Origin of the sequence: Paenibacillus sp. V4I5 (assembly GCF_030817255.1) — a bacterium.
Classification (GTDB): Bacteria; Bacillota; Bacilli; order Paenibacillales; family NBRC-103111; genus Paenibacillus_E.
In genome coordinates this window covers 7,979,978-7,992,555 of the sequence record NZ_JAUSZB010000002.1, presented here as the reverse complement: position 1 = coordinate 7,992,555, position 12,578 = coordinate 7,979,978, and the positions used below count along the sequence as shown (strand labels likewise).

Genomic DNA, 12,578 nt, shown 5'->3' with positions numbered 1-12,578 from the left:
TCCCTTTTTTGATTTTTGATATTCATAAGCCCTGATTATGGATACATGGTCACAATGACACCGTCCATATTGTTGCCTGATAACTGATAGCGACCATTCGCTGGCACAGGGATAGTTGTGTTTTTGGAGAGAGGATGGTAAGAGATTTTATAGGTTTGGTGATCTACAATAGTCGTAATGGTCTTCTTTTCTTTCAAGTAATCCAAATATTCTTCGAGGACAAAATTCTTTTCCTGCATGACAGCGCTGTGCGGCAAACCAACGTACCGAAAATGCCAGGGCTCAGACTGAATACCTGTGATTGCCGTTTTGTCAGCCGGATAACGCACGATAAAGCCGAAACGCCATGCGTTTTTTTTCAGCCATTTTCCTTCAGGTGCTTGACTCATCTCCGCTTGCGTAGATCCAATATCAAGCGATAATCCCAAATTATGTTCGCTGTAGCCTGCTGGTAATGCATAATCAGCACCCATTTGTTGATAGAGCTTATTTTGTTCTTTATTATCCCGATAACCGCTGCTGATTAAAAATCGGCTAACCCCATCTTTTTCTGCGGCCCCAATCATTGTAGAAAATTTTTGCACCAAACTCGGTGACAATCGAATCGATTTATCCAGCACGATGAAACCATTCAGCAGTTCCTTATGTTGAAACAGATTGACCGCTTCGGACTCCTCGCCACTTGGAGGTACAGGATGATCCTTATTGACCAACAACAAATTGCCTTTATAAATCTGATCTTTTGTTACTTTAAGCTCGTTCATTTGAAGAGTCACCTCTTGAGCTTGCTTGTTTTCTTCCGGTGGTTTATCGTTAACGACTTTCAGTTTGTGTTGAGCAGCTCCATAGCCGAGCAATACAAGTATAACAAGCCAAAAAACCCACTTCTTCATCCTCAGTTCCTCCTAACCTTTCATTCACTCCAAGGATAAGGAAAACTAATTAATAAGAAATGGGGTTAAAAATAAAATTTTTCTTAAACTTGTACATCACCCTCAATAAGTCCCAAATAGGAAAAGACCGCTCATCGCCACCTTCATAGCGATAAACAGTCTCTATTTATGTATTAAACATATTTCACAAACTCACCAATCGGTTTACGATAACCGCGCGGCCGCTAGCTGGACGTGTCTTCTTTCCCAATCGTAATTAACATAACAGGAACGTAACGTTCCTCTAATTGAAGAGCCTCAATGAGCTTGTCTGCCTCAAAACCGATCATCGGACAAGTATCCCAACCCTGCTCTTTCGCCGTAAGCATAAATAACATGGCGGATAGACTTGCATTCCGAATCGCTTCATCTCGCTTGAACGGCTCTCCCCGTTCTTCATAGAAATGTGTCACTTGCTGTACTTCGGAATCTAACTCTTGTTTACTAGAGAATCCCAAATGGAAAAGTCCTTCATTTATTCTCGCAGAATCCTTATATGCTTCCAAATCGCCAAGGACCACAATAACTGCGGACGAGCTCTGAATTTTGTATTGCTTATAGGACGCATCATACACCTTCTGTTTCATCAAAGGGTCTGTAACAACAACATAATTAGCATGTTGTAAATAAAAGCCCAACTTCTCAACGACCTTCAGAGATGCCGTGTTTCGAGGCATGATATTGGCTTCAATCCGATGTAGATTCATTACATCAAAAGCGTAGGCAATAATCGCTTCCCTCCGTCATGAGTCCCCGATTAAGGAGCTAATACGTTTCATTACGTTCTAATTCCCACGGTTCAAGAAAGGTTCGATTACGAATCACATAATCCAGAACTAGATCTACGGAAGAACGATCCAGTAAAACTAAAGACATTCGTCCCGTCTTAACAAAGAGTTTCATGAACTCCCCCCTTCAAATAGCAGAATTTACCTATACAATAATACCCACTTCTATTTACATCGTGCAACACTCTTATAAAATCGGTATCTGCATCACATATTTGCAGGAATTTACTTGCATTTGGGGAACTTAAAAGAAGCCCCGATTTAAATGCCTTAAAAAGAAGGAGAAATCAAACATGATAGAAACGATCAAAACCTATTTGAATGAGCAAAGGGACCAACACATAGAGGAATTAATGCAGTTTTTGCGGATTCCAAGCATAAGTGCTGTTGCCGAGCATCAACCAGACATGATTCGCTGTGCAGAATGGACGGCTCAGTCTTTGAAACAAGCCGGTCTTGAGAACATTGAAATTATGGCTACTGGGGGACATCCAGTTGTCTATGCAGACTGGTTGCATGCTCCGGGTAAGCCAACTGTACTAGTCTACGGACACTATGATGTTCAACCGGCCGAGCCGTTAGAACTGTGGAACACTCCTCCTTTTGAGCCCGTGATTCAAGATGGCAAACTATTTGGCCGCGGAAGCACTGATGATAAAGGTCAACTACTGCTTTACGCCAAAGCGATTGAGGCTTTTTTACGAACACACGGCAGTCTACCTGTTAATGTGAAATTTTGTATTGAAGGCGAAGAAGAGATCGCGAGTAAGCATCTACCAGCATTCGTGGAAAAGTATAAAGATAAATTACAAGCCGATACCATTGTTCTTTCCGATACTCAGATGCAAGGACCAGGAAAACCTGCACTTATGTATGGTCTTCGCGGGCTTGCTGGGTTTGAAATTACGATTGATGGCGCAAATAGTGACCTTCATTCTGGCCTGTTTGGCGGCGCGGTTCAAAATCCAATTCACGCTTTATCGAAGCTGCTAAGTTCCTTCCATGATGAGAATGGTCGAGTAGCGGTCGAAGGCTTCTATGATCGAGTCATTGAACTATCGGACAAAGAGCGCGAAGCCTTTAAACAAGTAGAACCCGACGCGAACAAGGTTCGATCGGACTTACATGTTGAGACCTTATATGGCGAAAATGGGTTCTCTTTCTACGAACAAACGACTTCAAGACCGACCTTGGAAATCACATCCGTAAGCGGCGGCTTTCAAGGTGAAGGCATTAAACCAATCATTCCTAATCGAGCTAGCGCTAAAATAGCTTGCCGTCTCGTTGCGGCACAAGTACCCGAGGAAATCATGGATGCGGTTGAAAATCATATCCGCGCCCTCTCTATGCCTGGCGTAAAAGTAATCCTAGACCGCCAGCTGCGCGGAAATCCTTTTATCACGCCAATTGACGAGCCTGTAATGGTAGCAGCTGCGGAAGCTTATGAGGATACCTATGGCGTTTGGCCTGTATATACTCGAAGCGGAGGTTCAATCCCAATTGTTGAAGTGTTGGGACGCGTATTAGAAGCACCCGTAGTGCTGCTTGGCTTTGGTCTACCAGGTGAAAACCTGCACGCGCCGAATGAGCATTTCCATTTGGTCAATTGGGACAAAGGAACAGAGACCATCAGTCGTTTTTGGTTAAACCTTGCCGAGATGAATAAATAACCACTGAAAGGTATGAGCCTACTCATGAGTACGAATCATCTAACGATCCGCGATGCCAGCTTGGAAGACTTAGCAGACATTGTACGAATTTATAATTCCACCATTGAAGGACGCATGGTTACAGCAGATACAGAACCCGTAACCATAGCCAGTCGCGAAGGCTGGTTCTATGAGCACTCTGCGGATTTCCGCCCTTTATGGGTATTGGAAAACGGCAGTGGCATTTGTGGCTGGCTCAGCTTTCAGTCCTTCTATGGCCGACCCGCCTATAACGCTACAGCGGAAGTCAGCATTTATGTCGATGAAGCTTTTCGCGGCCAAGGCATTGGCCGTTACCTGATGGAGCACGCAATAGACGCTAGTCCAAAGCTGGGACTGAAGACACTGCTTGGCTTCATTTTTGGCCATAACGATCCTAGCCTCCACCTTTTCCGCAAATTCGGCTTCGTCAACTGGGCTCATCTGCCTGGCGTTGCTGAACTTGACGGAATCGAACGCGACCTCATCATTCTTGGTAAACGTGTAGGATAAAATGTAAACAAAGAGCGCCTTTTCCCTTATGCCCGCGATTTCAAATCGCCTTCTAAGAGGATAAGCGCTTTTTTTATACTTAAATGCCTTACTTCAAGCCATTCTCAGTTTCCTCCATCAACAGAGCTTCAATCTCAATCTCTATCAACAACAAAGGATCTATCAAAGCCTTCACTTCAACCATCGTCGCCACGGGCTGAACGTCACGGAAAAACTCCCCATGTGCCTTGCCAAATTCCTGCCATAAGGAGATATCCGTTACATACATCCGCGTTCGAATGACATCTGACATTTGCCCCCCAAGTTCTTGCAGCGCCTGCTCGATCGTCTGGAGGACGAATTGTGCTTGCACATACGGATTACCTTCGCCAACGACCTCTCCATCCCTCATTGCTGTTGTGCCAGCAACCTCAATGCGGTTCCCCACCCGAATCGCCCGGCAATATCCTACTAGAGGTTCCCATGGAGAACCTGTAAATACTCTAGTCCGATTCATCAAATCTCTCCCTCTCATTTTTGCAAATAATCGGCTAACTTCTCCTGCAGGCCTTCTGTCACCGAAAGCAGCGGCAAGCGAAGTGTTCCGGATTCAATGACACCTTGCTGCTCAAGCAGCCATTTGAGAGGTGCTGGATTAGGCTCTTCGAAAAGTAATCGGATGAGTGGCAGCAATTCATCGAATAGCTGCTTACTCATTTCGTGTTGACCTGCAACAAAATGCCGATAGAACGAAACAAACCGCTCAGTCATTACATTCGCTGACGCACTCATAACCCCTTTAGCACCGGAGCTAAGCGCCGCAAAAAGCAGTGAGTCCTCCCCACACAGTACGGGTTTCGAGCCTAGACGAGTAAGCTCAGACACCAATCGGGTGTTCGGCGTACTGTCCTTCATACCTATGACACCATCGAGTTCAAGTATCGTACGCACAGTATCAAGTTCCAACGTAACACCCGTGCGATGCGGTACTTCATATAAAATAACAGGGACACCAACGCTGGCTGCCCGGCGAAAATGTTCAATGATCCCTTGTTGACTCGGCCGATTATAGTAAGGCACAACGACTAAAACGGCGTCAGCCCCTAATTTCCCTGCAGCCTCCGTCTTTTTCACCGTGGACAAGGTAACATTCGTTCCTGTACCTACAATGAGCGGAACATCTACTTGCGCAGCCTCGCGAGCCGCTTGTGCTGTAGCGAACAAGATCGCCATTTCCTCATTTGTAATCGTCGGCGATTCCCCTGTCGTTCCATTGACGACCAGTCCGTCTACCTCATCTTGAAATAAATTGTAAGCTAGATTATAGAAAGAGGCTGCATCCACCTCGTATTCCTCATCAAATGGCGTAATAATGGGAACATAGATCCCGTTTAAGTCTTTTTCTCTTAACATCCCAATCATCTCCCAATCCTCATTCATTTGTACATTCACTTTAGCATGGATCATTGAATCACAGTTAGCTATAATAAATGATAAGACTCATCAAAAATTTTGATATTAAAGCGAGGGGTTCCCATGGATTTAACCTATTTCCGAACCTTTCGGGAGGTTGCACGGAGAAAGAGCTTTACACGAGCTGCCGAAGAATTGGGCTATGCGCAATCCAGTATTACGATGCAAATTCAGAAGCTGGAACGAGAGTATGGCGTACCATTATTCGAAAGATATGGACGTCAGCTTCGATTAACAGCACCTGGTGAAAGCTTGTTAAAGCTGGTCTTGCAAATGCTTGACCTCTATGATCAATCCAAAGAAATGATAACAAGTGAGGTTAGCGGAACACTGACCATCGGTACGATTAACTCACTCGCAGCTTACTATTTACCGCCCTATTTACATGTGCTGAAACAGCTTTACCCTGGTCTTAATATCCAGCTCTTCCCTGACAGTGAAGCTTCGCTTATTACCAAAGTAAGAGAAGGGGATTATGATATAGGGCTAATATTAGATCGTTATCCGGCAGACACCGCACTTGCATGCACGAAAGTCAGAGAAGAACCTTTGGTTTTGGTAGCACCGCTTGAGCATCCGCTAACGAAGCGAGCACAAATACAGCTAACTGATTTTCAACAAGCCGAATTTATCGTTACTGAAGAGGGCTGCATCATCTATCGAGGTATGTTTGAAAAGTTACTAAAAGATCATGCTGTCCCGCTTCAAATTGGATTTGAGCTCGGTAATTTAGAAACAATTAAGCACTGCGTCATGAATGGCCTTGGCATCGCCCTGCTGCCCCAAATTGCCGTACAGAACGAACTGGAACAAGGGAAACTTGCCCATCTTCCTTTTTCACATTCGGACTTAAAACTGGATCTTCAACTGCTGCTCCACCCCAAAAAGTGGATGTCCCAGCCCTTGCAAACATTCATTCAACAACTGACTCAAGAATAACCTCGGCAAATAAAAAAAGAAGCTCTCCTTTTCGTAAAGGTAGAGCTTCTTCTGTTATGAACTTATATGCGGATGTCGAGATTACCACCCAAATGCGGTGTCGCAGAAGCGGTAACCAGCTGTTGGGATTTAGCAAAATCCTGTATTAATGTACTAGATGAAGCTGCTTGCATATCACTTACTTTGCTTAAAAGCTGAATGCCAACGGCTTGCTTCAATGCATCTCCACCGCTAATTGCAGTCAGAACACTATTGATATTTACGAGCACTTCTCCTCTCATCGTTCGGTAGCTGGCGAGCATGCGGCCGTAACCGAGAAGCCCCTATAGCTTTGCGTCTGTCGCTTTCGCGTCATTTGCCATTTCGCAGATGTTAGGCAGTACCTAGCACTTATCCAGTATAGGATATTCTTACACAATTCGTCAATCTTCGCATTATAAGTAGCTACAGATCTACACCAAATGCAGCAGGATTTGATCTCCAAGAACGAAGTAATTCCATGTCTTCTTGTTTGATTTTCCCCTTCTCTAAAGCCACTTCAAGCAGTGTGGAGTAATTGGAAAGAGTATACAGTGGCATATCAGCATCTTGGAACGCATCTGTTGCTTTATCTAGCTGATAGGAGAAAATCGCCAGCACACCCAGCGCTACAGCGCCAGCTTCTTTGACTGCAATAGCTGCTTTCAAAGAACTGCCACCCGTAGAGATAAGATCCTCAATCACGATCACCTTTTGACCTGGTTTCACAGTGCCTTCAATCAAGTTCTCTTTGCCATGTCCTTTGGCTTTATCACGAATGTAGATCATCGGGAGACCTAGCTTCTGAGCTACCCAAGCGGCATGAGGAATCCCCGCTGTTGCCGTACCAGCAACAACCTCAGCATCCGGAAATTTCTCTTGGATCAAAGCTGCGAAGCCGTCAGCGATCGCTTCGCGAATAGCTGGGTGTGACATTGTCAGACGATTGTCACAATAGATTGGCGACTTGAGGCCAGAAGTCCACGTAAAAGGCTGCTGCGGTCGAAGTGCTACTGCTTCGATATCTAATAATGACGCTGCAATATGCTGCGCGATTGTTTCGAGTTGACTCATGTTCCTACCACCGTTCCTTCCGTTGTTAGACAAAAGCATACTACACGATTGAATCGATAATCGCTTCAATTGCTGCTCTTGGATCCGCTGCGCCTGTGATCGGTCGACCGATCACGACGTAATCCGTCCCCTGCGCGAACGCCTCAGCCGGCGTCATGATGCGCGACTGGTCACCCACGTCGGCTCCAGCCGGGCGAATGCCTGGCGTCACGGTGACGAACCCGTCACCACACGCCGCCTTAATCGCTGTCACCTCTAGCGGTGACGCGACAACACCCTGCAGCCCCGCAGCATGCGCCAAGCGGGCATAGCGAATGACGGCCTGCTCAACCGTACCGGTCAGGCCGATCTCATCATTCAGCACCTGCACGCTGGTGCTGGTCAACTGCGTCACGCCGATCACGATCGGACGTACAGCTCCAGTTACTAACCCCTTGTCGACACCCTCCAAGGCGGCTTCCATCATCTGCTTGCCTCCGGCAGCATGGACATTGAACACGTCAACCCCAAGGCGCGTCACGCTTTCCGCGCCGCCTTTGACTGTGTTCGGAATGTCATGCATCTTCACATCGAGGAACACCTTGTAGCCGCGATCTTTCAGACTCGCGACGAAGCCGGGACCCGCAGCATAGAACAGTTGCATGCCCACCTTCACGTAACACGGGATGCCTTCGAGCTGCTTTAGCAGCCCTTCAGCACCTTCTGCGTTAGCATAATCCAAAGCGACCATAATGCGTCCAGTAACATCTGTGCGAGTTAACGTACTCAAATTCGTCACTCTCCTTTAGACATGAATTGGCATTGCTCGTGAGGAGAAGTTGATCGTTTCAAGCATATTAACAAGCGCTCTTACTGTATCAAGTGATGTCATACAAACTACACCGTTCTCTACAGCTTCACGACGAATGCGGAAACCATCACGCTCTGGCTCTTTACCTTTCGTCAGTGTGTTCACAACGAACTGTGCATCACCGCTGCGGATGAGATCCAGAATGTTAGGCGAACCTTCGCTCAGCTTGTGAACGGTCGTCACTGGAAGACCAGCTTGTTCGATCGCTGTTGCCGTTCCGCCTGTTGCAATGATTTTATATCCAAGGCGATAGAAGCCTTTTAAGATTTCAATCGCTTCATCTTTATCTTTGTCAGCTACTGTTACAACGACAGATCCTGCTGCAGGAATTTTCATGCCCGCTCCAATTAAGCCTTTGTAGAGTGCTTTGGCAAAATTGATATCGCGCCCCATAACCTCACCCGTCGATTTCATTTCAGGTCCGAGCGTCGTATCTACACGGCGCAGCTTCGCGAAGGAAAACACTGGCACTTTAACCGATACGTACTTGTCTTCCGGCCATAAACCGCCTTGGTAGCCCATATCAGCCAGCTTTTGTCCCATAATGACGCGTGTAGCCACGTTAGCCATCGGGATGTTCGTTACTTTGCTCAAGAAAGGCACGGTTCTGGAAGAACGCGGGTTTACCTCGATCACATACACTTGATCGTTATGAATAACGAACTGGATGTTAACCAGACCAACTACGTTCAGCTCAAGGCCGATTTTCGTCGTAATGTCGATAATTTGTTGTTTAATCTCGTCCGAGACGGATTGCGGTGGATAAACCGCGATGGAGTCACCGGAGTGAACCCCTGCGCGTTCAACGTGTTCCATAATCCCTGGGATTAGAACCGTTTCTCTATCGCAGATCGCATCAACCTCTACCTCTTTACCAAGCATGTAGCGGTCGATCAGGACCGGATGCTCTGGGTTGATTTTCACAGCATATTCCATGTAGCTTAACAATTCTTCATCGGAGTAGACGATTTCCATAGCGCGTCCACCTAGGACGTAAGATGGACGAACGATAACCGGATAACCGAATTTCGCAGCTGTACCCACAGCTTGGTCAACCGATGTAACGGTGCCGCCTGGTGGTTGAGCAATCGAGAGCTTGCTAAGTAAGGCTTCGAATTTCTTACGATCTTCCGCTGTATCGATACTTTCCAAATCAGAACCGAGAATGCGTACACCAGCTTTGTGTAAAGGTGCAGCCAAGTTAATCGCTGTTTGACCACCAAATTGAACGATAACCCCAATTGGGTTTTCACGCTCGATGACGTTCATTACATCTTCAAAGAACAGAGGCTCGAAGTACAAGCGATCGGACGTATTGAAATCCGTTGACACCGTTTCTGGGTTATTGTTGATAATAACCGCTTCGTAACCTGCCGCTTGGATCGCCCAAACCGCATGAACTGTGGAGTAATCGAACTCAATCCCTTGACCGATACGAATCGGACCGGAACCAAGCACCACAACCTTTTCTTTCGTTGTTTCCGTAACTTCATCTTCTTGCTCATAAGTCGAATAGTAGTATGGCGTTGAAGCTTCGAATTCCGCTGCGCAAGTATCTACCATTTTGTAAACCGGCTTAATATTTTGTTGTAAACGGTGAGTTCTGACTTCAGCTTCTTTGGTGAATGTCGAGCAACCAGCCAAAGTACGAATCTCAGCAATCGCACGGTCTGTAAAGCCTTTACGTTTCGTTTCGAATAGCAGCTCGTTCGTGAGTTCGCTTGCCGCAATTTCTTTCTCGTATTTAATCAGGCCATCCAGTTTGTTCAAGAACCACCAGTCAATATTCGTCAATTTTTGCAATTGTTCCACTGTATAGCCTCTACGGTAAGCTTCTGCTAATAAGAACAAGCGCTCATCGTCGGGTTTTTGCAGGCGTAATTCCAATGTTTCTTGATCTATTAAATCTGTTTCTTTCAGGAACAAACGATGTACGCCGATCTCCAAGGAACGAACCGCTTTATGAATGGACTCTTCGAATGTACGGCCAATCGCCATAACTTCGCCAGTCGCTTTCATTTGCGTACCCAGCTTACGGTTTGCCGCTGTAAATTTATCGAACGGCCAACGTGGAATTTTGGAAACGATGTAATCCAGTGCTGGCTCGAAGCATGCATAGGTTTGGCCTGTTACTGGATTGACTAGCTCATCGAGCGTGTAGCCAATCGCAATTTTTGCAGCCATCTTCGCAATCGGATAGCCTGTTGCTTTGGATGCAAGCGCTGAGGAACGGCTTACACGCGGGTTTACTTCGATTACGTAATATTGGAAGCTATGCGGATCAAGCGCATACTGAACGTTACAGCCTCCTTCAATGTTCAAGGCGCGAATGATTTTAAGCGAGGCCGAACGCAGCATTTGATACTCACGGTCCGACAAGGTTTGGCTTGGTGCTACAACGATACTATCTCCGGTATGTACACCCACTGGATCAAAATTCTCCATGTTACATACCACGATGCAGTTATCGTTCGCGTCACGCATAACTTCGTACTCGACTTCTTTCATGCCCGCAATACTGCGTTCTACTAGACATTGACCGATTGGGCTGTAACGAATTCCGGAAGCAACGATTTCCGTCAACTCTTCCATCGTGTTACAGATACCGCCGCCCGTTCCGCCTAATGTGTAGGCAGGACGAATGATGATTGGAAAGCCGATTTCGTTAGCGAAATCTACCGCTTGAGCGACCGTCGTTACGATTACGCTATCCGGTACAGGCTGCTCTAATTCTCTCATCAAGTCTCTGAAAAGGTCACGGTCCTCTGCTTTCTCAATCGCCGTAAGTTGTGTTCCCAGAAGCTTCACGTTCTCGCTTTCCAGAACACCCGCACGAGCTAGCTCAACAGCCATGTTCAGACCTGTTTGACCACCAAGTGTTGGTAGCAAGCCATCCGGACGTTCTTGACGAATGATTTGCGTAACAAATTCAAGCGTGATCGGTTCGATATATACTTTATCCGCCATGTTCGTATCCGTCATGATCGTTGCAGGGTTACTGTTGATCAGGATAACTTCCATGCCTTCTTCTTTAAGTGCTTGGCAAGCTTGCGTACCTGCATAGTCAAATTCCGCTGCCTGACCGATGACGATAGGACCGGAACCGATAACGAGAATCTTTTTGAGTGTATTATTTTTTGGCATATTGCAGTTCCTCCTTCACAGATGTCGATGCCGTGGAAGCTTTCCACTGTGCAAGCATTTGCGCTTGGCGCGGCTGCTGTGGGTTATCGATTTTGTGCTGACGAATCAGCGAGATGAAATCATCGAACAAGTAGCTGGAGTCAAATGGCCCCGGTGCTGCCTCTGGGTGATATTGAACCGAGAAAGCAGGGTATTTCTTATGTTTCAAGCCTTCGATGGTGCGGTCATTATTGTTAATGTGCGTCACTTCAAGGTCAGTTCCTTGGACGGATTCTTCCTTAACCGTGTAGCCATGGTTTTGCGATGTAATGTAGCAGCGTCCAGATACGAGGTCTTTAACCGGATGGTTACCGCCGCGGTGACCGAACTTCAGTTTATCCGTGTCTGCACCGCAAGCCAGTGCGAACAGCTGATGACCCAAGCAAATTCCGAAGAGCGGGATATCGCCGAGCAACCCTTTAATCATTTCGACAGCGTGAGGTACGTCTTTCGGATCCCCAGGGCCGTTAGACAGCAGCACGCCATCTGGCGCAAGGCGACGAATTTGTTCAGCCGTAGCATCTTGAGGAACAACGACAACGTCGCAGTCACGCTTGCTAAGATCACGGATGATTCCGCTTTTAGCACCATAATCAACGAGTACGATTCGTTCCTTGTGTCCAGGTGCGCCGAATACACTCTTCGTGGATACACGAGCGACTTGATCCGTCATTAGAGGTGTTCCTCTTAAGATTTCAGTCAGCTCAGCAATCGATTTATTAGATGTCGTCAAGAGGCTTTTCATAACCCCGTGATGACGGATTTTACGAGTTAACATGCGCGTATCGATGCCGCTGATCCCAACGATGCCGTATTCTTTCAGCAGGCTGCCTAGCGTATATTGCGCTCTCCAGTTGCTAGGAATCTCTTCATGCTCACGAACGACAAAGCCATGAATGAAAGGACGTACGGATTCAAAATCATCCCGAATCACACCGTAGTTCCCCACCAATGGATACGTCATTGTCACGATTTGACCGCAGTAGGAAGGATCGGAAAGCACCTCCTGATAACCTGTAATTCCTGTATTGAATACAACCTCGCCGACGGATTCACCTTCACTACCGAACGATTTCCCTGTAAAAAGAGTGCCGTCTTCCAGCAACAATCTTGCCTGCATGTTCTTTCAACTCCTCGCTAT

General features: G+C 46.6%; 13 protein-coding genes and 1 riboswitch. Of the genes, 3 read left to right on the top strand and 10 right to left on the bottom strand.

Features of this window, described 5'->3' with window-relative positions; all coding sequences use genetic code 11:
• Positions 1 to 35 precede the first annotated feature (35 nt).
• From QFZ78_RS37780 to QFZ78_RS37770, 3 genes are all read right to left on the bottom strand, one after another.
• Complete coding sequence (locus tag QFZ78_RS37780; protein WP_307555228.1) at positions 36 to 893, bottom strand: M15 family metallopeptidase; 858 nt, start codon at positions 891 to 893, stop codon at positions 36 to 38.
• A 224-nt stretch (positions 894 to 1,117) separates the two neighbouring features.
• A complete protein-coding gene (locus tag QFZ78_RS37775) occupies positions 1,118 to 1,660 on the bottom strand; it encodes a GNAT family N-acetyltransferase (RefSeq protein WP_307556110.1) in 543 nt (180 codons plus the stop codon).
• A 37-nt stretch (positions 1,661 to 1,697) separates the two neighbouring features.
• Entirely contained in the window at positions 1,698 to 1,835 is a 138-nt protein-coding gene (locus tag QFZ78_RS37770) for a hypothetical protein (RefSeq protein WP_307555226.1), read from the bottom strand.
• A 178-nt stretch (positions 1,836 to 2,013) separates the two neighbouring features.
• Here QFZ78_RS37770 and QFZ78_RS37765 point away from each other — a divergent pair, with 178 nt between their 5' ends.
• Both QFZ78_RS37765 and QFZ78_RS37760 read left to right on the top strand, forming a co-directional pair.
• The gene (locus tag QFZ78_RS37765; protein ID WP_307555225.1) at positions 2,014 to 3,390 is read left to right on the top strand and encodes a dipeptidase; all 1,377 of its coding nucleotides are present in this window, start codon (positions 2,014 to 2,016) and stop codon (positions 3,388 to 3,390) included.
• 24 nt (positions 3,391 to 3,414) lie between these two features.
• Positions 3,415 to 3,921, top strand: coding sequence for a GNAT family N-acetyltransferase (locus tag QFZ78_RS37760; protein WP_307555223.1), 507 nt, complete (start codon positions 3,415 to 3,417; stop codon positions 3,919 to 3,921).
• Positions 3,922 to 4,009: 88 nt separating this feature from the next.
• On the opposite strand, the gene QFZ78_RS37755 is transcribed toward QFZ78_RS37760, so the two are convergent.
• Positions 4,010 to 4,417, bottom strand: coding sequence for a RidA family protein (locus QFZ78_RS37755; RefSeq protein ID WP_307555222.1), 408 nt, complete (start codon positions 4,415 to 4,417; stop codon positions 4,010 to 4,012).
• A 14-nt stretch (positions 4,418 to 4,431) separates the two neighbouring features.
• The gene (gene dapA, locus QFZ78_RS37750; RefSeq protein ID WP_307555219.1) at positions 4,432 to 5,313 is read right to left on the bottom strand and encodes a 4-hydroxy-tetrahydrodipicolinate synthase; all 882 of its coding nucleotides are present in this window, start codon (positions 5,311 to 5,313) and stop codon (positions 4,432 to 4,434) included.
• A gap of 123 nt (positions 5,314 to 5,436) precedes the next feature.
• Here dapA and QFZ78_RS37745 point away from each other — a divergent pair, with 123 nt between their 5' ends.
• Positions 5,437 to 6,312 (top strand): LysR family transcriptional regulator, encoded by an 876-nt coding sequence (locus QFZ78_RS37745; protein ID WP_307555217.1) that lies wholly within the window; start codon positions 5,437 to 5,439, stop codon positions 6,310 to 6,312.
• Between the two features lie 62 nt (positions 6,313 to 6,374).
• Here QFZ78_RS37745 and QFZ78_RS37740 read toward each other — a convergent pair whose 3' ends face one another.
• From QFZ78_RS37740 to carA, 5 genes are all read right to left on the bottom strand, one after another.
• A complete protein-coding gene (locus QFZ78_RS37740; protein ID WP_307555215.1) occupies positions 6,375 to 6,581 on the bottom strand; it encodes a putative motility protein in 207 nt (68 codons plus the stop codon).
• Between the two features lie 14 nt (positions 6,582 to 6,595).
• Positions 6,596 to 6,682, bottom strand: a riboswitch (cyclic di-GMP riboswitch).
• Positions 6,683 to 6,756: 74 nt separating this feature from the next.
• Entirely contained in the window at positions 6,757 to 7,404 is a 648-nt protein-coding gene (pyrE, locus tag QFZ78_RS37735) for an orotate phosphoribosyltransferase (RefSeq protein ID WP_307555213.1), read from the bottom strand.
• A 40-nt stretch (positions 7,405 to 7,444) separates the two neighbouring features.
• On the bottom strand, positions 7,445 to 8,134 hold the full coding sequence (gene pyrF, locus QFZ78_RS37730) for an orotidine-5'-phosphate decarboxylase (protein ID WP_307556108.1): 690 nt from the start codon (positions 8,132 to 8,134) through the stop codon (positions 7,445 to 7,447).
• 54 nt (positions 8,135 to 8,188) lie between these two features.
• Positions 8,189 to 11,398, bottom strand: coding sequence for a carbamoyl-phosphate synthase large subunit (carB, locus tag QFZ78_RS37725; protein ID WP_307555211.1), 3,210 nt, complete (start codon positions 11,396 to 11,398; stop codon positions 8,189 to 8,191).
• Complete coding sequence (gene carA / locus QFZ78_RS37720; RefSeq protein WP_307555209.1) at positions 11,385 to 12,557, bottom strand: glutamine-hydrolyzing carbamoyl-phosphate synthase small subunit; 1,173 nt, start codon at positions 12,555 to 12,557, stop codon at positions 11,385 to 11,387. Before carA ends, carB begins: the two co-directional genes overlap by 14 nt.
• Positions 12,558 to 12,578: the final 21 nt, after the last annotated feature.